Source organism: Bacillus thuringiensis (assembly GCF_001455345.1).
Lineage (GTDB): Bacteria > Bacillota > Bacilli > Bacillales > Bacillaceae_G > Bacillus_A > Bacillus_A thuringiensis_N.
Window position 1 is genome coordinate 4,244,629 of sequence record NZ_CP013274.1, and the last position, 20,426, is coordinate 4,265,054.

Sequence of the window (20,426 nt, forward strand, 5' to 3'; positions counted from 1 at the left end):
ACGGGTATCTCATTTTGAGATACCCGTTTTCATATATTAAGCAGCTTGCTTTTGGCGTTTTTGAGTTTTTGATCCTAATACTTTCGGGATAACAAAGCCATCCATTCCAAATTTCCCAGCGTTCATACCGGAAACAAGAACAAACATAGATAAGATAACCATCTCAGGGTTCACACCAATTGACCCACTAAACATATAGGAAAAGTTCATTACAAGGCCAAAAAAGACCGCTGTTTTTGTTAAACAGCCTACAATTAAACCAATTCCGACTAAAATTTCCCCCCATGTTACAAGTGTATTAAACAAATCTACATTTGGAATTGCAAATTCTTGTAAGAATGATGCCCACCAAGATTGAACAGCCGGTTGTGCACCTTTAGATTTTTCAATTGCACCTTGCAAATAACCTGTTGCATCGAATCCTTTTCCTTGTAGTTTACCGATTCCAGCCATTAACCATGTGTAACCAAGATATACTCGAATTACTGCTAATACAAAAGAAACTGCTTTGTTTTCTCTTAAAAATTGAATAACCATATCTTCCTCCTAAAGTTGTAATTAAGTTAGTTACAGATAATATAATAACATTAGTTACTTATTTTTAAAACGTTAATTATGAATAATTCGTGACATGCGTATGAAACATTCAAAACTAACGTTTATATAGTAACTTTTATTACCTGTAAAAACTTGAACATATCATACCACAGGTGATAATCATTTTCATTGAAAAAAATGTAAAAAAATTGTGAGTTAAATGTGAAACACGTTTATTCGAATATAGAATAAACGTGTTTCACACTAATTATAGAATCGAAATGTATGTGTCTCCTCATCAATTAAACTCGCTTCTTGAAACGCTTCTTCTAACGTTTTCCCATGGTTAATAACCCCATAAAATAAGCGTATAGTAAACATAAGTGCTGCATTTCCATCTACATAATCAATCGATCCAATATATGATTTCGCACCACTATGTAAAAAAGATTTTGCTAGATTTTGCTCCCCTAACGTGCACCCGCTATTTACAATATGTGTATTATGCAATTTTGCATATTCATAAATTTCTTCTGCACCAAAATACCCTCTCGGTTCATCTTGTTCATATACTTCTTCGCCTAACTCTTCCATGACAAACTTCCCTTCTTCACCATGAAAGCAAAAGACAACATAATCGATATCATTATATAAACCCTTTCCAGAAAGAATATCGATGAACTCTTTCGGTCTACCAATCCAGTATGTTATAACTTTTGCTCCAAAATATTCAAGCGATGCTCGGATTGATTGCGCCTCTAAATCAGAATTAAAGCCAACTACTATTGCAACATTCAACATACAACCTCCATCCTATCATTAGATCTCATTAATCAAACTTTTAAGGGATACATCCATTTCATATATACCCGTTTCTTGCAAAAAATCAGATCTAGTTAAAACGACTTTCTGTAAATATTGCCTATATGCTGTAATTGTCCCGTCGTGAGATAAAATGCAAATTCTTTCAACACTCAGTTCATAACACCAAAGAAGAAATTCATCTACTATTTGCTGAAAACTATTCTCTGAAATAGTGTTTATACCTTCCTTCCATAACTGATTATTTGAGCTTTTCTCTATCGAAAAATGCGGAAATAACTTTGTTATCATTCCCTGATCTACTATATAATCGCACGGTAATGTTCTCGCTTCTTCTCGATAAGGAAAAATACGCGGAGATACATATGGATGAACGATTTTTTGACAAGCAACTTTCGCACTCCATATTGTCGCTGTTTGCAAAGTTCTAAGTGTAGGACTAGCAATTAATATATCCGTCTCTTGTAATGGCACATTGCATTGAAGTAATTTAGCCTGATTCCTTCCTTCATCCGTCAATGGCGGATGAAGCACTTTTAAACTTGATGGCAAATCCCTTGTATGTTCTCCTTCCCCGTGCCGAACAAAGACGATTTCCATCCCCTTCCTCCTCTCATTATGAAATCCTCTTACATATTTCTTCCCTATCTCATACTTTATTCCTGCTATATGAAAAACTGATATGTAAAACACTTTTTACAAGGGAGAAGTGAATCAAAAAATATAAAATGGATAACCATCTTAATTGGAATGATTATATGGGGATACATAAATGGATTTTTTAGTAGTGATAAAGTGAAACTTTAATCCGTGGGGGTTTTGTTCATCCCCCCACGGATTATTAGTTGGACCAATCGGGCTTTTACGGACAGTTGATCCCCACCTAACTTCTTTGCCTCCGCTGAATTTTGAGGTGGAGGTCTTACTGCCCGTTAATGCGGGATAAAACTGCTAATCCTTGGATTACAGATGATGAACGTGAAACAAAAATTAAACAGAAAGCAATTATTGCAAGCTGGTCCGGTGTTTTTATGTTTTGTACCATTAACCTCTTAAACAAATGGTTAGATGTAGGGAAGAGCGATACATCACCTTACTTACCATCTTCTGTCGCAACTATTTTAAAAGAAAATGTAGAGTTACAAATTTTATTTATGCTATTTATTACGTATAGCATATTTTACGTATACTACCGAAGGAAATTAAGCGCTTAACTTTTCATCTCATGATTATCCTCCTAAATGGTTATAGTAATTAGGACGAAATGAAAGGAGAGATATAAAAATGAGTAACTCAAATGATTTTTTAGATACACTGCATGAAAAACAAGCAAAAGATGAACAAAACAGAAAGCGTCAGGGAAACGGAAACCCAGCGAAAAAAAAGCCTAATAAAACACATAAATAACAATAAAAAAACGTGCCTAAAATTATCTTTTAGGCACGTTTTTTTATTCCTCTTTCACCGAGATAACATTTTCCCAATTCCATCTCTCATAATACCACTCTGGCACATCTATATTTTCAATCCACTTCTTTTCCTGTTTTCCATCTTTATGAGCAAACCATACATCCGCTTTCTTACGGTCTGAACGTATCCATATTAATTGATTACTCTTATTCATGAAGATTGGATGATAATCTCCTTGCCTATGAGGTGGCTTTGTGATTCGATGTTGTTCGTCGCTTGTACTATCGATCTCATATAAAGATGGTAGTGGTCTTTTTTCTGGTGGAGTTTCTATCCCTGCCTCTTTTGCTCGTGAAACGATAATTACGTTATCGTTCTTCCATGTAAAATCCCAATCGACATGTCCTTTCGGTGTAAATGTGTTCTGCTGAAGTGCTGGCAATTCTTTTACTTTTAAATGTTTATTCTCTAACGCAACTCTCCCGCTACCTTCAATATAGGCTAATATATTTTTTGAAGGCGCCCATTGAAACCATTGTGTGTCTAATAACATTTGATCTACTTTTTCAAACCGGCTGCCATCTGCCCGAACTAGGCAAAGCGTATTGCTATCAGCTGACCATGAAGCTGTCGGGACTGCTAAAAACGAAATCCACTTTTGATTCGGTGACCACTTAAACCCACTTGCAACTAATGCTAAAAAATCATCATGTTCATTTGGTAATGCATACAAATGCTTCATTTTGTGAGGATTCATATGTGCATCTGTTTGCACTTCATATAGCTGAGCTCCTGTCCATCCTGTTGGAAGTAAGTGTGCTTCAGAAGATACAAGAAACTTCTTTCCATCAGGGTACCATGCATAATCACCTACACCAGCCGATACATTTTCAAAATCTGTATTCTTATTTTTGACATCAAACGTATTTAATGTATTCATAAATACAAATGCAATTATATTCTCTTTCGGTGACCATTGATAATTCGATGCTTCAGATTGCAATGGCCTAACTTTCTTTCCATCTTCCACTCGGTACAATTCCAAAGTGTTTTGCTTCTTTCCTTTAGCATAAGAAATCCATTCTCCATCATGAGACCATTTCGGACCTGTTATGTACTCACCTTTTGTTATTTGTTTTTCTTTTCCATCAATTTTAATCCAAAGATCATGATGACGAATAAAAGCAACTTTCACCTTCACCCCATTATGTTCCGCGCTAATATTAATAATTGAGCATAAAAATACGATTAACATTGTACCAAAGCTTACTATAAACCGTTTCATAACACTCCTCCATTTCCCTCATAGCATTCCTCACACCCCACCTACAATATGTGAAAAATGCCCCATTCGACATAATCCCAAAAAATTTTCCAATAAATTTTTAATTCAAAGAGGATTGGTATGAATTATGTCGAAAGTATAGTTTATCCAACATTCGTTTTTATATTTTATAACAAAAATGTAAGATAACTTTTCGGAATATTGGCACTTTTTATTAAGGGGAGTTTCAATGAAAAAAACTACATCTGCACTATTAAGTATGGCGCTTGTCTTTTCCAGTTTTGGAGCTTTAAGCGCGCATGCTGAATCGCTGCAAAAAGAGAAGCAATTTAGTCCACAACTAAAAACAACGATTGAACAGTGGGGAGAAAATAAAATTGCTCAACATGTTGAAACAAAAACAACAAAAGAAATTTCAGTCATTGTAGAATTGCAACATGCTCCACTCGCTTCACAAAGTAACATTCAGCATGCTCCAGATTTACAAAATAGTAATGCACAGTCTTATCATGCTGAGCTCAAAAAAGCACAAGAAGATACGACTAAGAAAATAAAAGAAAAAGCACCTGGTGCAAAAATTAAAGAAGTGTATAATACGTTATTTTCCGGATTCTCTATTTCAATTCCTGGAGATCAAATTACCTCTCTTGCCTCTTTACCTGAAGTAAAAGCAGTCTATCCGAACTTAACATATAAATTGCATGAAACATCAAAAAGTGCTATTAACGAAGAAGCACCAAATATCGGTGGACCGACAATTGGTGCACCTGAAGCGTGGAATTTAAAAGATTCATTTGGCAAACCGCTTGATGGAAAAGGCATGAAAGTAGCCATTATCGACTCTGGCGTAGACTATACACACCCTGACCTAAAGGCAAATTATATCGGTGGATATGACACGGTTGATGAAGATAACGATCCAATGGATGGTAACGTACATGGTACTCATGTAGCTGGAATTATTGCGGGTAACGGAAAAATTAAAGGCGTTGCTCCAAACGCTTCTATTCTAGCCTATCGTGTAATGAATGACGGTGGAACTGGTACAACAGATGATATTATCCAAGGAATTGAGCGAGCAATTCAAGATGGTGCGGATGTGTTAAACCTCTCCCTTGGGCAGGATTTAAATGTACCTGATCAGCCTGTAACATTAACGTTAGAACGAGCAGCGAAACTTGGTGTTACTGCTGTCGTTTCAAATGGAAATGACGGACCAAAACCTTGGTCTGTTGATGCTCCCGGTAACGCAAGTAGTGTCATTTCTGTTGGAGCATCTACGGTTTCTATCCCGTTTCCAACATTCCAAGTAACTGGTTCCAGCAAAACATATCAAGGGTTACCATTATCAAAATCCGATTTTCCAATAGGAAATGATTCTCCTCTTGTATATGTTGGTTATGGCAATCCAAGTGATTATGCAAAACAAGATGTGAAAGGGAAATTCGCACTTATTTTACAAGGTACTTCTAGTACATTAGTAAAAGCAGAACAAGCGAAGCAAGCTGGTGCACTTGGTGTGTTATTAATCTCTAGCGAAAAAGAAATTAATATGATGCCGGAATATTTTTCACGTGAACATCTAGCTGTCCCAGTAATGCAATTATCAAATACAAATGGGGAAGAATTAAAAACTTTAATTACAAAACGAAAGAAAAATATAAAAATTGGACAACCAAAGCAAACAGAACTTATCGGTAACTTTAGTTCAAGAGGACCATCACAAGGAAGTTGGCTAATAAAGCCTGATGTTGTTGCACCTGGAGTACAAATTACTAGTACAGTACCGCGAGGCGGCTATGAATCGCATAACGGAACAAGTATGGCTGCTCCGCAAGTAGCTGGAGCGGTTGCCCTCTTGCGTCAAATGCATCCTGATTGGACGACAGAACAATTGAAAGCGGCTCTTGCCAACAATGCCAAAACATTACATGATGTCAATGAAAATACATACCCTGTTATGGCACAAGGATCTGGTTTAATTAACATTCCGAAAGCAGCTCAAACAAATGTATTAGTAAAACCTAACAATGTCAGCTTCGGTCTTATTAAGCCCAATAGCGGAAAAGTAAAACTGACGCAAAATGTTACATTACAAAACCTTTCTAGTAAAAAGAAAAGTTTTTCAACTCGTGTGGAATTACTAGATGCAAACACAAAAACAAAAGTAAAAGCTTCTGTCCCTTCATCGATTAGCATTCAACCGAATAGTAGTACCGAAAAACCATTTACTATCACTGTAGATAGCTCACTACAACAAGGTGTGTATACTGGAAATGTATATGTAAAAGAACAAGGGGCAAAAGAAGAAATTCGAATTCCATTCACATTTAGTATCGATCCTAAAGATTATAAACGTATCGATGGACTTGAAATTATTAATTCTACTTTTAGCCCAAATGGCGACCACGTACTAGATGATAATCTCATCAACTACTATTTAGTTGCGCCTGTGGATGATATCACATTGCATGCAAATTTAGTTACGAAAGAACGTGTAACGTATCAAGGGATTATCCATCAAGCTAAAAATGCAACTCCTGGGTATAAACCTTTCAAATGGAATGGTACAAAAGCAGATGGCACTCCTTTAACTGATGGGCTATATCAAATTGAAGCAGTTGCTTCTAATTCTGGCGGGGAAACAAAGCAAACAGCTGCTGTATTTCTTGATCGAACTGCACCTAAGTTAACACACGAGGTTGACCAAGAAAATCTCGTAATTAGAGGAAAAGTTGATGATATTCTACTAGATTGGATGTCAGAATCTGGTTGGATAGCACCTGGTATTCCAGTGAGAATGCAATATGAAATTAACGGAAATGGTGTATGGGAACAGGCATTCCTGAACCCTTGGGAGAAAAGCTATGACATTTATTTCGATCGCACTCAATTACAAGAAGGAAAAAATACTATTCACATTGTAGCAACTGATGCAGCTGGCAATACCTCTAATTTAACTGTTAATTTAGAAGTGAAATAAAGTAAAATTTTAATCAGTGGAGATTTCGTTCATCCCCACTGATTATTAGCCTTCACCAATCGGGAGTTACGGGCAGTTAATCTCCCATCTCACTTCTTTGCTCCAACCGAATTTTGAGGTAGGAATTTTACTGCTCATTAACACGGGATAAAAAATTTTTGTTGACAATTTTTTTAATATAGTTTTATAATACAAAACATAGTTTAGTTGAACGAATTATATATCGGCTTTGAAGGAATACTAGTAGCGACTTATATCACTGTCTCAGAGAACTGATGGTTGGTGCGAATCAGTACATATACAAGCGTGAATTACAATTCTGGAGCTTCTTTCCCGTAATGCTTTTTATGCATGAAGAGAAAGACGGATCTTTCCGTTATCGTAAAGTGAGTGGTAAACAATTAGTTGTTTACAAATAGGGTGGTACCGCGATTTTTATCGTCCCTATCGGATTTTCCGATAGGGACTTTTTTGCGTCCATCCTCTTACACAATTTCATATATACGCGTTGAAAGAATCGCAGTAGTATCTTATATCCCTGTTACAGAGAGCTAATGGTCGGTGGAAATTAGCACATATATAAGTATGAATTACAATTCTGGAGCTTCTTTTTCGTAGTGCTTTTATGCATGAAGGAAAAGACGGAATTTTTCCGTTATCATTAATTGAGATGTAAGTATATTTTCACTTACAAATAGGGTGGTACCGCGATTCTTTCGCCCCTATCGGATTTTCCGATAGGGGCTTTTTCTATTTCTCACAGAAACAGATGTTAAATAATTCCGAATCTTATGATAAAATTTTATAAGCGCTTACAAATAATGAAGGGAGGTGATACAAGCTATACGAAATCGATATTCAATTTTATAGAAAAAAAGGAGGATGTCTAAATGACAAAGAAAACAGAAATTCCATCGCATTTAAAACCATTCGTATCCACACAACATTATGATCAATACACACCGGTGAATCACGCTGTGTGGCGTTACATTATGAGACAAAATCATAGCTTCTTAAAAGACGTTGCTCATCCAGCCTATGTGAACGGACTACAATCATCTGGTATTAATATAGATGCAATTCCAAAAGTAGAAGAAATGAATGAGTGTTTGGCACCAAGTGGCTGGGGCGCTGTAACGATTGACGGACTTATTCCCGGCGTAGCATTCTTCGATTTTCAAGGACACGGATTACTACCGATCGCAACAGATATTCGGAAAGTAGAAAATATCGAGTACACACCAGCTCCAGATATCGTACACGAAGCCGCAGGACACGCACCGATTTTACTTGATCCTACATATGCAAAATATGTGAAACGTTTTGGGCAAATTGGTGCAAAAGCTTTCTCTACAAAAGAAGAACATGATGCATTTGAAGCTGTTCGTACATTAACGATAGTGAAAGAAAGCCCTACTTCTACTCCTGATGAAGTTAAGGCTGCTGAAAATGCTGTAATTGAAAAACAAAACTTAGTTTCTGGTTTATCAGAAGCTGAACAAATTTCACGTCTTTTCTGGTGGACAGTAGAATATGGATTGATCGGAAATATAGATGATCCAAAGATATATGGTGCTGGTCTCCTTTCTTCTGTTGGCGAAAGCAAACATTGCTTAACAGACGCTGTAGAAAAGGTTCCATTTTCTATCGAAGCATGTATAGGGACAACTTATGACGTAACAAAAATGCAACCACAACTATTTGTTTGTGAATCCTTTGAAGAATTAACAGATGCGCTTGAAACATTTTCTAAAACAATGGCCTTTAAAACAGGTGGAAAAGAAGGTTTAGAAAAAGCAATTCGCTCTGAGAACTATGCAACAGCTGAGCTAAATAGCGGATTACAAATTACAGGTACATTTAGCGAGACAATTGAAAACGATGCAGGTAAAGTGATTTACATGCGAACAAATTCGCCAACGGCATTAGCACTTCATAATAAACAGTTAGCGAATCATTCTACTTCTGTACACAGTGACGGATTTGGAACACCAATTGGATTACTCACTGAAAATATTGCATTAGAAAATTGTACAGACGAACAACTACAATCATTAGGAATTACAATTGGAACTATCGCTGAGTTTACTTTTGCAAGTGGTATTCATGTAAAAGGAACAGTAACAGATATTGTAAAAAACGATAAGAAAATTGCTCTTATTTCCTTTATCGATTGCACAGTTACTTATAACGCCCGCGTTTTATTTGATGCTTCATGGGGCGCATTTGATATGGCTGTTGGCTCACAAATCACTTCAGTATTCCCAGGTGCCGCAGATGCAGCAGCATTTTTCCCAATGGATGAAGAAGTTCAAGAAATTCCTGCTCCACTTGTACTGAATGAACTTGAACGTATGTATCAAACAGTTCGAGATATTCGAAGTGAGGGGATTTTACACGAAGCGCATATCGATCAATTAGTAGCAATTCAAGAAGTATTAAATAAATTTTATGCGAAAGAATGGTTGCTGCGCCTTGAAGTATTAGAGTTACTTTTAGAGCATAACAAAGGGCATGAAACATCTGCAGCATTACTACATCAACTTTCTACTTTCACAACTGACGAAGCTGTAACACGCCTTATTAACAATGGTCTTGCGTTACTTCCGGTAAAGGATGTGAAAAATGATGCTAAGATTAACTGAAGAAGAAGTTCACGAGGAATTATTGAAAGTAGATAAATGGATGGTAAAAGATGAAAAATGGATTGAACGAAAATATATGTTTTCCGACTACTTAAAAGGAGTCGAATTTGTCTCTGAAGCCGCCAAACTATCAGAAGAACATAATCACCATCCATTTATCCTTATCCAGTATAAAGCAGTTATTATTACTTTGTCATCTTGGAATGCGAAAGGTTTAACGAAACTAGATTTTGAGCTTGCGAAGCAATTTGATGAACTATTTTTACAAAACGAAAAAGCAATTATAAGAAAATAAAAAAGAGAAGCCTTTTTAGGCTTCTCCTTTTATTTTGAAATGGATACAATGTCCAAATGGATCCTCGACTTGTAATATTCCATCTTTGTACGTAGCAATCTTGCCAATATTTTTTAAGCTTTCACATACTTGCTCTTTTTGTTTTTCATCCGCTAGTACAATTGTGAAATATTTTAAACCAACAGAACCTGGCATTTGCGGTGGTACCCCTTCACCTTGCCACGTATTTAAACCGATATGATGATGATAACCACCTGCTGATACGAACAACGCTCCATTACGAGCTGGGATCGTTACTTCAAAACCAAGACCATCAACATAGAAACGTTTCGCTTCCTCTAAATCAGCTACATGGAAATGAATATGCCCCATCACAGTACCAGCTGGAAATCCATTCCATGTACTTCCTTGCTGTAATAATTCTTCACCAGCTAACGGGTTACTAACAAATGGGAGTTCTCCATTCTCATCACGCCAAACTTCTTTTTGTCGATCATGATAAATTTCAATCCCGTTTCCATCTGGATCAGCTAAATAAAGAGCTTCACTAAAGTAATGATCGGCTCCGCCATGTAGTGGATATACCATCTCTACAAGATGACGAAGAACATTCGCTAAATCCTGCCTACTTGGTAATAAAATTGCGTAATGATATAACCCTGTTCTTGCTCTTTGTTTCGGAAAAGCTTCTTTCTTTTCTTCAATGATAAGAAGTGGTTCATCATTTTCATTCCCAAATGTAACGACTGCTTCTTCTTCTTTTAGCACCTTCATACTTAGTACTTCCGTATAAAACTCTAGTGATTTCTTTACATTAGATACGTATAAATGAACAACATCAAGTGTTGTATCGGGATGAAGTTGAAAACTCATCTTGTTAGCCCTCCCATTTAAATTAGTTCTTCTTTGACATTTTTTCTTTTAAGAAATTATCTACAAAACCATCAGCTTTTGCAACAAATAAATATGCACCCATTGCTAATAATGCAAGTTCTAATTCGAAACCAGGATTTTTTCCATCTCCCAATAAACCAGCTGACCATTTCACTTTTACGATTGCTCCAACCATAACAAGCGCAAATAATAATCCAATATATCTTACACCTAAACCTAGAATTAATAATAGGCCTCCAACTAATTCAAATGTTGCTACACCATATGCAAGTCCTCCTGGTAAACCAATGCTTGTAAACCACCCTGCAATATTGTCAATTCCTGATTGGAATTTTGTTAAACCGTGCATGAAGAATGTTACCCCTAACACGATACGAATAATTAAGTTACCAATATGTTGATTCATTTCTTTCTCTCCTTTATAGTTTTCTTATACAAAACTTTTATTTACATTACAAAACATACACTAATTTTTTTTATTCGTCAATTCATTTTCACTGGGAAAAAATATATTTTTTTTGCTATGATACAAATAGTTGTTTACAAAAAGGAGCTTGATTTTATGAATATTGGTTCTGCAATACGTGAAATTCGTCAACGTAGGGGCATAACAATCGCACAAATTTGTGAGGGAACAGGTCTTTCTAAAGGATTTATGAGTCAGGTTGAAAATAATAAAACATCACCATCTATCTCAACTTTAGAAACGATCTCCAATTTTTTAAACGTTCCCCTTCCCTATTTATTGTTAGAGCAAAAAGATCGATTAAAAATTGTCAAAAAAGAAGAACGGAAATACAGTGTATACGGCAAAGATGAGCAAAGAATTGAACATGTTGCGGAGCAAGGGGGCCTTCGCCTATCTTTAGTAGAAATCCCTACTGGATTCCCGAAAGAAAATTCACCAAATGCCCATGAAGGGGAAGAATGTCACCTTGTATTACGCGGAAAATTAGAAGTTCAGCACGGTGAAGATATTGCAATTGTAGAAGAAGGTGATTCTTTCTCATGGAATGCATGCGTTCCTCATATTGTTCGTAATATAGGAGAAGAAACTGCATTATTACTCATCTCTAGTTATGCAGAAAATCGAAAACGTGTTTACTAAATAATAAAAAAGAAGCCTGTTAAACAGGCTTCTTTTTTATCCCCTTATAATTCCATAACTTGTCCCAACTAGTACAGTCTTTTCATGCTGATTGCGATAAACTGACTCGATTGAAACTTTTTTATAGCCTTCCATTTGCTCAACATTTGTTAAAGTTAGTTCACAAGTGATCGTATCTCCTGTGAAAACTGGTCTAATAAACTCACTTACTAATTCTCTTGCTATGTAATGTAACTCTTCTCCCACTTTCGTCCCAATGCTAGCAGTCAATAAACCATGAACCATTAATCTTCCATTTTCATCGTATTCCACATGGTGTCTACCTTTATCACCGGTAATATTTGCAAATTCAAAAACTTCTTCCTCAGTAAATCTTCTTTCATATTTAAATACATCCCCAGCTTTTACACTCATTTTTATCCCCCTAATAATAAACAGAATTTTCTTTTATTTTATCATAAAACGAGCCTCAATCCATTCTCTATTATCAAAAGTCTCAAAATTACCTCGCTATACTTTTTTACTTTCCATTCATTTATCGGTGACCATCTCTTTTTGCGACTTGATATCCATAATACGCACATGTTCCATTTCTCGATAGCTCTCTAACTTCAAATCCACAGCTTCTATAAAAATCAAAATTGTTCGCTGATGTATGCGCAAACCAATCACCGTGGGGAAGTTTTTGCAGGCAAAGAGCTACAAGCTTCTTACCTAATCCCTTCCCTCTATATTCACACTTCACAACTAAATTTACTATGTTCGCAATCATAATTCCATCAGAAATGACTCTAACCATCGCAATCATCTCTTCCTCATCCCAAATTGTGAAAGCCCATGTTGAATTTTCGAATGCTATCGTAAATTTTTCAATTTGCCAAGAAGGGATATTATCATTACTCCAACCGGCATCTTCAAATAAAGCTTTAATTGCATATGCTGGTACACTACTCGTTCCCTCACGAATAATAAGTCCATTATGATAAATGTACATGTAACCCCTCCCTTTATTTTCATATACCATTCTTCAAAAAATGCAATTTACCTTTAAAAAAGTAATTTTTTCATCCAACACGCTTAATAGAATAAACTAGAGCATCGATTCCATGAAATGACGTTGTTTTCTCGTAGCTGAGCCCAGTTTTTCTAGCAACAAATATTGAGGCGGGATGATTCGGATTAATAAGAGAAATTAATTTATTCATTCGTAATGCTTGGAAACCATAGTCACGAAATGCTGCCGCCGCTTCTTTTGCATAGCCTTTTCCCCAATACTGAGGAAGTAACCAATAACCAATTTCAATTTCCTCTTTTCCATCTATTTTCTGCTTTACCAGCCCTGCATGACCAATTCTTGTTCCCGTTTCCTTTTCAATCAATACAAATAAACCGAGACCGTTTTTATAGCTAGGAATCACCCATTCCTCCAGACTTTTTTTACACTGCATATATGTTTTTAATGTCCCATTTCCAATATAACGCATTACCTTCTCGTTCCCCCATAGTGAAGCGTAGAACTGTAAATCATCCATTGTATATTTGCGAATTTGTAAACGTTCTGTATGAAACATGCTGGCACTCCTTTCCACTAATTTATTCTTCATTTCACGATCATGTTTTGTATGTATACGGTATGTTACTATTTATTATAAAGTGAAACTTTAATCAGTGGGGAATTTTGTTCACCCCACTGATTATTAGCCTTTACCAATCCGACGTTTACGGGCAGTGGATCTCCCGTCTAACTTCTTTTCTTTAACTGAATTTTCAGGCGAGAGTCTTACTGCCTGGAAAATAGCGGGATAAATGAACCAACGATAAAATTCAGAATATTCATTCTAAATAACTAAAAAAAGCAGTAGACAAATATTGTCCACTGCATCCATATCATAACTAGCATAAAGAAAACTACAATTGAGGGGGGTGTAGGATTTTCAAATATACTAGATACTTATCCCGTTCTAACGGGCGGTAAACTTTCCAATTGTTTCAAGTGAAAAGTTTACCGCACATAAGAACTTCCTTCGTTCATTAAGATAGTATTGCTAAATAATCATATACACGCTTAGATTTCTCTCCACCCATTCGTGCATGTTGAAGAAGAGAAATACCATGAGGGCCAGATGCACGCAATGCTTCTGGTTGAGCTACTAAAATAGCTTGTACAACTTCTAATTCACCAAGCATAGCTGCTACAAAAATATCCATCCGAGCACCCTTTTCTAGTAAATAAAGAGCAATATCTTTACGACCTACATGTGCCGATGCGCCTAACGCACTTTCCCAATCTGATCCACCCCAATTATAAGAGGCGTGAAGTAAGCTTGGTGATTCAACCAATAGCTCTTGTACTTTCTCTAAATCCCCGTGAGCTGCCATAACAAATTCTCTTACTAATTCCGTGGTAATACGCTCTTCTGTTTGCATCGCTCTTCTCCCCTTTTAGAAATTCGTTTCGGTGTAAAAAAAGGCTTGTCACTTCCTTGAAAAATATCTACATCTATGCCAAATACATGTTGAAACATTTCATGGCATAGTACTTCTTCTGGTATACCATCATACTGAATCTTTCCTCGCTTTAATACAAGTAAACGATCGCTATATTGAGCAGCTTGGTTAATGTCATGTAAAACCATTATAATTGTCATTCCAAACTCCTCATTTAATCGTTTCACAAGTTCCATTACTTCCAACTGGTGAACGATATCTAAAAAGGTTGTTGGTTCATCCAATAATAAGACATTTGTACGTTGCGCTAACGTCATCGCAATCCAAGCACGTTGCCGTTCCCCTCCTGATAAAGAATGTAAAAGACGATATTCATACCCTTCAAGATTTGTAACAGACAATGCCCAATCAACAATTTCTTCATCTTCTTTATTTAAGCGGCTACTCCATGATTTATGTGGACCTCTTCCGAACTCAATTAGTTCTTTCACTGTTAAATCTAATTGATGATCATGCATTTGTGGTAACATCGCTAATTGCTTCGCTACATCAGCACTCTTCATCATATGAATATTTTTCCCATCTAAAATGATGTCCCCTTCGCTTTGTTTCAGTAGCCTTGCTATTAAACGAAGCAAAGTAGATTTTCCCGATCCATTCGGACCAATTAAACTAACGATTTCTCCAGCCTTAATATGTACATTCATATTTTGCATTTGAAATCTTTCAGAGTGTGCGTAAAACACTTTGTTAACGGAAATCACTTCGTTTTCCTCCTCTATGAATTAAATATAAGAAGAACGGACCACCTAAGAAGGACAGTAAAATACCAACAGGCAATTCGATTGGGTCAAACCAACTTCGAGCTATTGCATCCGCAAAAACAAGTAATACCCCGCCGCCAAGGCATGATAATGGCAGTAAATATTTATAGTCATTTCCAACTAATAAACGTAACATATGTGGTACGACAAGGCCGACAAATCCAATAAGACCAGAAACACTAACCGCAATTCCAGCTAATAACGTACTTACTACTATTAAATAAAACCGGCTTCTCTCCACGTTATGACCTAATAATTTCGCCATTTCATCTCCAAGCATTAATACTCGAATATGCTTGATACCAAAGAAGGCCAATATAATAGCGAATATTGCATAATAAATAATCATGTTTAAATGTGCCCAACTTACCCCACCAATGCCACCTGCTAACCAAGGTAACACGGATTGTACTTTGTCACTGTGTAATAACATTAACGCCGACGTCGCTGCACCAATTAATGCATTAATTGATACACCTACTAAGACAATTCTTGAAGGTGGTGCCCCTTTTTGCCATGATAAAGCATAAATGACCATCGCCGTTATGAAAGCTCCTGAAAACGCCCCGAGCGGTAAAAAAGCCATATGCTGAGGGAATAAAGTCATAATTACAATTGCTACAAGGCCTGCTCCAGATGAAACTCCAATAATACCAGGATCTGCAAGAGGATTTCTCATAACGCCTTGTAGTAATGCACCAGATGCAGCTAAACATGTCCCTACTATAAACCCAACGAGCACTCTTGGTATACGAAGGTCCCATACAATTCGATGAACTGTCGAACCCTCATCTTGTATCCCTGTTAGAATATCTCGTAAAGAAAAGGATAAGCTTCCTGCGAAAAGGCCGTAAAAAAGACCTAAGATCGTTAATACAACTAAACTAACTGCTATGATCCATCTTTTTTTCGCAAAAGGATGTTCCTTTTCCCTTACTACTTCACTACTTTCCATACTTATCATTTCCTTACATCTTGTATACTTTTATACATAAAGTCCATCGCTTCTGTAACTTTTGTTCCAGGATTAGATCCAAATAAATCAGGTGGCAAAATAACTACACGATTTTGTCTTACTGCATCTAAATTTTTCCATGCTTCATTTTTCATCATTTCGCCTTCAAATGCTTTTTTAACGCTATTTGGATCTCCATGTGTAATTAAATAAATCACATCTGGATTTGCCTCAATAATACGTTCTACGCTGAGCTGTGCATATTGCGGATATTCCTTCATTTCTGGAAAATCAGCTGCAATATTTTTCCCGCCTGTCTTTTCTAAAATATCACCTGATAAAGATGTTGGTAATGCTGCTAAATATGTACCTGGTGCTCCATACACTAGCAATGCTTTCACATCGCTCTTTTTCTCATATTTCTTTATTTGATCATTAATTTTTTTGTTAAGTTCTTTTGCTTTATCTTCTTTCTTCATTATCGTTCCATATAACTCAATATTCTTTTGAATATCTTGTACAGAATTCGCAGAAGAAATCATTACTTTCGTTCCTTGTCTTTCAACCGTTGGAACGTTCTTTTGGAATCCATTGTTAGCAATAAGTACATCAGGCTTTACACTAGCAATTTGCTCAAAATTCGGCTGATGTGCGTTCCCGATTACTTGTATTTTCTTTACATCCTCTGGAAGAGTTATTTTTGCATCTGGACGACCTACTATTTTTCCACCTAAAGCATGAATTATATCCATATCTCCCATACTCAACGTAGCAAAACTTTCTGGCGTCTTATCGAATGTTACCTTCCTTCCTGACAGATCCGTAACTTCGATTTTCTCTTTTCCTTTTTCCGTTTTTGTTGCCGATGCTTTTTCGTCTCCTTTTGCACTGCAACCTATTAATAAGAAAAAAATTGATAAAATCGCTGTGAATAGCGTAATAGATTTTTTCATCCTTCCACCTCTAACTGATAATGATAATCATTAACTACTATTCTACTTTAATTGATAAGGATTATCATTGTCAATATGGAACGCATACATTTTCTAGAAAAAACAAAAAGCGTTACAAAAAGATTCCTTCTTTTTGTAACGCTCTATTTATCAATATTATTCACATTCGTTTCCCTCTAACTCGTCTCGCATCACTTTCACACGCTGAAAGAAAAAGAAGGATAAACCTAAAAATATAACGATGCTCCCCATCATAACAAAAGGTTGTAATGCTTCTTTTGCTCCATTCGGAATCAATAAGCCAACCATTAACAATGTACTTACAGCGAGAAGGATTTGTCCGAACCGAGTATAATCTTCTATTTTTTCTTGTAATTCTTTCATTATATTCTCACTCCTCCATTTCACTGTATCATATTCTATTAAACTTAAAGACAAGTAAATACAGCCATTCTGGGAGATGTTTTCCAAAAGAAAAAGAGCCGCTTTATTGCGACTCTTTCATAACCATTACTCACCTTTATATGCTTCCATATAAATTTCTTTCAGCTCTGAAATAAGAGGTAATTTTGGATTAGCTGTTGTACATTGATCTTCAAAAGCTCTTTCTGCTAATAATCCAACAACCTCTTCAAATTGATCTTTAGCAACTCCTTGTCCTGCAATACTCATATTTATATTTAAACTTTTTCCAAGCTCAATAATTGCTGTAACGAGTGATTCCACACCTTCTGCCGCCGAACTTGCTGGAAGCCCGAGCATTCTCGCAATATGTGCATAACGTTCATCAGCTACAAAGTGCTCATATTTTGGAAACAATGCGTGTTTTCTTGGCTTAATAGCATTATAGCGAACTACGTGCGGCATAAGAATTGCATTCGCACGCCCATGCGGAATATGGAATTCCGGCCCAATCTTATGTGCTAAACTGTGATTAATACCTAGAAACGCGTTTGCAAATGCCATACCTGCAATTGCAGAAGCATTATGCATTTTTTCTCGTGCTTCTTCATCATTTCCATCTTTAAATGCTCTTGGTAAATATTTAAATACGAGATCAATGGCCTTTAATGCTAATCCATCTGTATAGTCATTTGCCAGAACAGACACATACGCCTCTATTGCATGCGTTAATACGTCCATCCCAGTGTCTGCTGTTACATGTGGTGGTACTGTCATTACAAATTGCGGATCAACAATTGCTACATCTGGTGTTAATTCATAATCTGCAAGCGGATACTTTATATTATTTTTCTTATCTGTAATAACCGCAAACGGTGTCACTTCTGATCCCGTTCCTGATGTCGTTGGAATGGCAACAAACTGCGCCTTATTTCCTAATTCCGGATATTTACATGTACGTTTTCTTATATCTAAAAACTTTTGTTTAATTCCATAGAATGTTGTTTCTGGGTACTCATAGAAAAGCCACATCCCTTTCGCTGCATCCATAGCTGAACCACCACCAAGTGCGATAATGACATCCGGCTTAAAACTTCTCATCATTTCCGCACCTTTAAACACAGTTTCATCTGATGGATCTGGCTCGACCTCAAAGAAAACTTCAACTTTCACATCATTTGCATGTTTACGTAAATAGTGCGCGACTGTATCTACATATCCGTGCTCAACCATTCCCGGATCCGTTACAATAAATGCACGTGAAATGTTAGGCATACTTGCTAAATATGCTGTCGCATGTTTTTCAAAATAAATTTTTGGTGGTAACTTGAACCACTGCATATTCTTTTTTCTATTTGCCAACCTTTTTATATTTAATAAATGCGTCGCTGTTACGTTTTGAGAAACTGAGTTTTTCCCATACGAGCCACATCCAAGCGTAAGTGATGGAATAAACCCATTATATATGTCACCGATTCCTCCTTGTGATGAAGGGGCATTTACAATGAGGCGGCAAGCTTTCATGCGTAATCCAAATTGCTTTTGCACTTCTTTATTTACAGAATGAATGACTGCTGAATGTCCTAAACCACCGAGGCTTAACATTTCTTCACAATATGTAAATCCTTCTTCTAATGAATTTGCTTTTACACAAGCTAATACTGGACTCAATTTCTCACGAGATAGTGGATATGCTGCTCCGATACCTTGTATTTCAGCTACAAGCAGTTTTGTATTTTTAGGTACAGTAATTCCAACTAATTCAGCAATATACTGTGCTGATTTCCCTACAATATCACTATTTACTGCACATGTATTTTCATTAATAACGAGCTTTTCTAATTTTCTTCTCTCTTCCTCAGTTACAAAGTAACAATCATTTGCAATCATTTCTGTTTTCACATCATCATAAATTTCCTTGTCTACAATGATTGCTTGTTCTGATGCACAAATCATACCGTTATCAAAAGTTTTTGATAAAATCAAATCATTAACCGCTCGTTTTATATGCGCTGATTTCTCTATATAACATGGTACATTACCAGGACCTACACCTAGCGCTGGTTTTCCAGTAGAATAAGCTGATTTCACCATACCTGCTCCTCCAGTTGCCAAAACAAGCGCAACACCTTCATGGTTCATTAATTGTTTCGTTGCTTCGACTGAAGGTTTTTCAATCCACTGAATACAATGTTTTGGTGCCCCCGCCTTCACCGCTGCATCGTATACTGTTTTCGCGGCTGCAATAGAACAGTTTTGTGCTGAAGGATGAAATGCGAAAATAATTGGATTTCTCGTTTTTATCGCGATTAATGCTTTAAACATTGTTGTCGATGTCGGATTCGTTACCGGTGTTACCCCAGCTACTACACCGACAGGTTCCGCAATTTCTATTATTTCTTCATGAGGATCTTCGTGAATAATCCCTACTGTTTTATCTTTCTTTATGCTATGCCAAATATATTCAGTAGCAAAAATATTTTTAATGCATTTATCTTCGTATACACCACGCCCTGTTTCTTCAACAGCCAACTTTGCAAGTGGCATATGTTGATCAACACCTGCTAATGCCATTTCATGAACAATGTTGTCAATTTGCTCTTGTGTAAAACTTTCTAATGCTTGTAAAGCCTTTCGACCGTTATTCACTAACGTATCAATCATCTCTTTTACTTCCTGCATTTCATTTACAACTTTCTCTTTGACTACCATGTAAATTCCTCCTATTCTGCTATCTTGGACTAAATAAGACCCTGTAGGTCACAATAAGTCCCGATTAGCGTAAAAAAATAGAGTTGCTTTCCTACATGAACTTCATTGTTTGTGAAACATTTCACATGATTGTTCGTGAGTAACACTTCATGA

Annotated in this window: 21 protein-coding genes and 2 other annotated features; of the genes, 6 read left to right on the plus strand and 15 right to left on the minus strand. The window is 36.4% G+C overall.

Translation table 11 applies throughout. The features are described from left to right. Nucleotides 1–36: 36 nt before the first annotated feature. From ATN06_RS22165 to ATN06_RS22175, 3 genes are all read right to left on the minus strand, one after another. Nucleotides 37–537: a DoxX family protein gene (locus ATN06_RS22165; RefSeq protein ID WP_000236612.1), complete on the minus strand. Its 501-nt coding sequence runs from the start codon at nucleotides 535–537 to the stop codon at nucleotides 37–39. Nucleotides 538–801: 264 nt separating this feature from the next. Next, nucleotides 802–1,338 (minus strand): hypothetical protein, encoded by a 537-nt coding sequence (locus tag ATN06_RS22170; protein WP_060632336.1) that lies wholly within the window; start codon nucleotides 1,336–1,338, stop codon nucleotides 802–804. 18 nt (nucleotides 1,339–1,356) lie between these two features. Next, nucleotides 1,357–1,959, minus strand: a complete 603-nt coding sequence (locus tag ATN06_RS22175) for a histidine phosphatase family protein (RefSeq protein WP_060632337.1) — start codon at nucleotides 1,957–1,959, stop codon at nucleotides 1,357–1,359. A 335-nt stretch (nucleotides 1,960–2,294) separates the two neighbouring features. Between ATN06_RS22175 and ATN06_RS22180 the strand changes: the two genes are divergently transcribed. Both ATN06_RS22180 and ATN06_RS22185 read left to right on the plus strand, forming a co-directional pair. After that, nucleotides 2,295–2,573 (plus strand): hypothetical protein, encoded by a 279-nt coding sequence (locus ATN06_RS22180; protein WP_060632338.1) that lies wholly within the window; start codon nucleotides 2,295–2,297, stop codon nucleotides 2,571–2,573. 70 nt (nucleotides 2,574–2,643) lie between these two features. After that, nucleotides 2,644–2,766, plus strand: coding sequence for a DUF4023 domain-containing protein (locus ATN06_RS22185; protein ID WP_000071861.1), 123 nt, complete (start codon nucleotides 2,644–2,646; stop codon nucleotides 2,764–2,766). Nucleotides 2,767–2,809: 43 nt separating this feature from the next. Here the strand turns inward: ATN06_RS22185 and ATN06_RS22190 are convergent, their stop codons facing one another. Beyond that, nucleotides 2,810–4,054: a TolB family protein gene (locus ATN06_RS22190; protein ID WP_060632339.1), complete on the minus strand. Its 1,245-nt coding sequence runs from the start codon at nucleotides 4,052–4,054 to the stop codon at nucleotides 2,810–2,812. A gap of 229 nt (nucleotides 4,055–4,283) precedes the next feature. On the opposite strand from ATN06_RS22190, the gene ATN06_RS22195 reads away from it, so the two are divergent. From ATN06_RS22195 to ATN06_RS22205, 3 genes are all read left to right on the plus strand, one after another. Then, nucleotides 4,284–7,037 (plus strand): S8 family peptidase, encoded by a 2,754-nt coding sequence (locus ATN06_RS22195; RefSeq protein WP_060632340.1) that lies wholly within the window; start codon nucleotides 4,284–4,286, stop codon nucleotides 7,035–7,037. 220 nt (nucleotides 7,038–7,257) lie between these two features. Next, nucleotides 7,258–7,486: a binding site (T-box leader), on the plus strand. A 50-nt stretch (nucleotides 7,487–7,536) separates the two neighbouring features. After that, nucleotides 7,537–7,764 (plus strand) — a binding site (T-box leader). Nucleotides 7,765–7,927: 163 nt separating this feature from the next. Next, entirely contained in the window at nucleotides 7,928–9,682 is a 1,755-nt protein-coding gene (locus ATN06_RS22200; RefSeq protein WP_060632341.1) for an aromatic amino acid hydroxylase, read from the plus strand. Further along, nucleotides 9,663–9,977: a 4a-hydroxytetrahydrobiopterin dehydratase gene (locus ATN06_RS22205; protein ID WP_000979537.1), complete on the plus strand. Its 315-nt coding sequence runs from the start codon at nucleotides 9,663–9,665 to the stop codon at nucleotides 9,975–9,977. The genes ATN06_RS22200 and ATN06_RS22205 overlap by 20 nt, the downstream gene beginning before the upstream one ends. A gap of 15 nt (nucleotides 9,978–9,992) precedes the next feature. Here the strand turns inward: ATN06_RS22205 and ATN06_RS22210 are convergent, their stop codons facing one another. Both ATN06_RS22210 and ATN06_RS22215 read right to left on the minus strand, forming a co-directional pair. Beyond that, nucleotides 9,993–10,850 carry a VOC family protein gene (locus ATN06_RS22210; protein WP_000009833.1) on the minus strand — a complete coding sequence of 286 codons (858 nt, stop codon included), beginning with the start codon at nucleotides 10,848–10,850 and terminating at the stop codon, nucleotides 9,993–9,995. Nucleotides 10,851–10,872: 22 nt separating this feature from the next. Next, complete coding sequence (locus ATN06_RS22215; protein ID WP_001071553.1) at nucleotides 10,873–11,277, minus strand: DoxX family protein; 405 nt, start codon at nucleotides 11,275–11,277, stop codon at nucleotides 10,873–10,875. Nucleotides 11,278–11,433: 156 nt separating this feature from the next. Between ATN06_RS22215 and ATN06_RS22220 the strand changes: the two genes are divergently transcribed. Then, nucleotides 11,434–11,979: a helix-turn-helix domain-containing protein gene (locus ATN06_RS22220; protein WP_001020693.1), complete on the plus strand. Its 546-nt coding sequence runs from the start codon at nucleotides 11,434–11,436 to the stop codon at nucleotides 11,977–11,979. 36 nt (nucleotides 11,980–12,015) lie between these two features. On the opposite strand, the gene ATN06_RS22225 is transcribed toward ATN06_RS22220, so the two are convergent. From ATN06_RS22225 to adhE, 9 genes are all read right to left on the minus strand, one after another. Then, a complete protein-coding gene (locus tag ATN06_RS22225; protein WP_000111564.1) occupies nucleotides 12,016–12,393 on the minus strand; it encodes a hotdog family protein in 378 nt (125 codons plus the stop codon). A gap of 121 nt (nucleotides 12,394–12,514) precedes the next feature. Beyond that, complete coding sequence (locus tag ATN06_RS22230) at nucleotides 12,515–12,973, minus strand: GNAT family N-acetyltransferase (protein WP_000276126.1); 459 nt, start codon at nucleotides 12,971–12,973, stop codon at nucleotides 12,515–12,517. Nucleotides 12,974–13,043: 70 nt separating this feature from the next. Continuing rightward, nucleotides 13,044–13,583: a GNAT family N-acetyltransferase gene (locus ATN06_RS22235; protein WP_004408018.1), complete on the minus strand. Its 540-nt coding sequence runs from the start codon at nucleotides 13,581–13,583 to the stop codon at nucleotides 13,044–13,046. A gap of 427 nt (nucleotides 13,584–14,010) precedes the next feature. Next, on the minus strand, nucleotides 14,011–14,406 hold the full coding sequence (locus ATN06_RS22240) for an ankyrin repeat domain-containing protein (RefSeq protein WP_060632342.1): 396 nt from the start codon (nucleotides 14,404–14,406) through the stop codon (nucleotides 14,011–14,013). Next, nucleotides 14,373–15,191 (minus strand): ABC transporter ATP-binding protein, encoded by an 819-nt coding sequence (locus tag ATN06_RS22245; protein WP_006926759.1) that lies wholly within the window; start codon nucleotides 15,189–15,191, stop codon nucleotides 14,373–14,375. Before ATN06_RS22245 ends, ATN06_RS22240 begins: the two co-directional genes overlap by 34 nt. Further along, on the minus strand, nucleotides 15,178–16,206 hold the full coding sequence (locus tag ATN06_RS22250; RefSeq protein WP_060632343.1) for a FecCD family ABC transporter permease: 1,029 nt from the start codon (nucleotides 16,204–16,206) through the stop codon (nucleotides 15,178–15,180). The genes ATN06_RS22245 and ATN06_RS22250 overlap by 14 nt, the downstream gene beginning before the upstream one ends. A 5-nt stretch (nucleotides 16,207–16,211) precedes the next feature. Further along, complete coding sequence (locus ATN06_RS22255) at nucleotides 16,212–17,159, minus strand: ABC transporter substrate-binding protein (protein ID WP_060632344.1); 948 nt, start codon at nucleotides 17,157–17,159, stop codon at nucleotides 16,212–16,214. Between the two features lie 156 nt (nucleotides 17,160–17,315). Then, nucleotides 17,316–17,543: a YrhC family protein gene (locus ATN06_RS22260; RefSeq protein WP_060632345.1), complete on the minus strand. Its 228-nt coding sequence runs from the start codon at nucleotides 17,541–17,543 to the stop codon at nucleotides 17,316–17,318. Nucleotides 17,544–17,669: 126 nt separating this feature from the next. Further along, nucleotides 17,670–20,273: a bifunctional acetaldehyde-CoA/alcohol dehydrogenase gene (adhE, locus tag ATN06_RS22265; RefSeq protein ID WP_060632346.1), complete on the minus strand. Its 2,604-nt coding sequence runs from the start codon at nucleotides 20,271–20,273 to the stop codon at nucleotides 17,670–17,672. Nucleotides 20,274–20,426 lie beyond the last annotated feature (153 nt).

Excerpts from the sequence above, each read along its gene's own strand:
- ATN06_RS22180 (WP_060632338.1), top strand. The coding sequence starts at position 2,295 with ATGCGGGATAAAACTGCTAATCCTTGGATTACAGATGATGAACGTGAA.
- ATN06_RS22230 (WP_000276126.1), bottom strand. The coding sequence starts at position 12,973 with ATGTACATTTATCATAATGGACTTATTATTCGTGAGGGAACGAGTAGT.
- ATN06_RS22170 (WP_060632336.1), bottom strand. The coding sequence starts at position 1,338 with ATGTTGAATGTTGCAATAGTAGTTGGCTTTAATTCTGATTTAGAGGCG.
- ATN06_RS22220 (WP_001020693.1), top strand. The coding sequence starts at position 11,434 with ATGAATATTGGTTCTGCAATACGTGAAATTCGTCAACGTAGGGGCATA.
- ATN06_RS22195 (WP_060632340.1), top strand. The coding sequence starts at position 4,284 with ATGAAAAAAACTACATCTGCACTATTAAGTATGGCGCTTGTCTTTTCC.
- ATN06_RS22260 (WP_060632345.1), bottom strand. The coding sequence starts at position 17,543 with ATGAAAGAATTACAAGAAAAAATAGAAGATTATACTCGGTTCGGACAA.
- ATN06_RS22235 (WP_004408018.1), bottom strand. The coding sequence starts at position 13,583 with ATGAAGAATAAATTAGTGGAAAGGAGTGCCAGCATGTTTCATACAGAA.
- ATN06_RS22250 (WP_060632343.1), bottom strand. The coding sequence starts at position 16,206 with ATGGAAAGTAGTGAAGTAGTAAGGGAAAAGGAACATCCTTTTGCGAAA.
- ATN06_RS22200 (WP_060632341.1), top strand. The coding sequence starts at position 7,928 with ATGACAAAGAAAACAGAAATTCCATCGCATTTAAAACCATTCGTATCC.
- ATN06_RS22175 (WP_060632337.1), bottom strand. The coding sequence starts at position 1,959 with ATGGAAATCGTCTTTGTTCGGCACGGGGAAGGAGAACATACAAGGGAT.
- ATN06_RS22225 (WP_000111564.1), bottom strand. The coding sequence starts at position 12,393 with ATGAGTGTAAAAGCTGGGGATGTATTTAAATATGAAAGAAGATTTACT.
- ATN06_RS22205 (WP_000979537.1), top strand. The coding sequence starts at position 9,663 with ATGATGCTAAGATTAACTGAAGAAGAAGTTCACGAGGAATTATTGAAA.
- ATN06_RS22190 (WP_060632339.1), bottom strand. The coding sequence starts at position 4,054 with ATGAAACGGTTTATAGTAAGCTTTGGTACAATGTTAATCGTATTTTTA.
- ATN06_RS22215 (WP_001071553.1), bottom strand. The coding sequence starts at position 11,277 with ATGAATCAACATATTGGTAACTTAATTATTCGTATCGTGTTAGGGGTA.
- ATN06_RS22210 (WP_000009833.1), bottom strand. The coding sequence starts at position 10,850 with ATGAGTTTTCAACTTCATCCCGATACAACACTTGATGTTGTTCATTTA.
- adhE (WP_060632346.1), bottom strand. The coding sequence starts at position 20,273 with ATGGTAGTCAAAGAGAAAGTTGTAAATGAAATGCAGGAAGTAAAAGAG.
- ATN06_RS22165 (WP_000236612.1), bottom strand. The coding sequence starts at position 537 with ATGGTTATTCAATTTTTAAGAGAAAACAAAGCAGTTTCTTTTGTATTA.
- ATN06_RS22240 (WP_060632342.1), bottom strand. The coding sequence starts at position 14,406 with ATGCAAACAGAAGAGCGTATTACCACGGAATTAGTAAGAGAATTTGTT.
- ATN06_RS22185 (WP_000071861.1), top strand. The coding sequence starts at position 2,644 with ATGAGTAACTCAAATGATTTTTTAGATACACTGCATGAAAAACAAGCA.
- ATN06_RS22255 (WP_060632344.1), bottom strand. The coding sequence starts at position 17,159 with ATGAAAAAATCTATTACGCTATTCACAGCGATTTTATCAATTTTTTTC.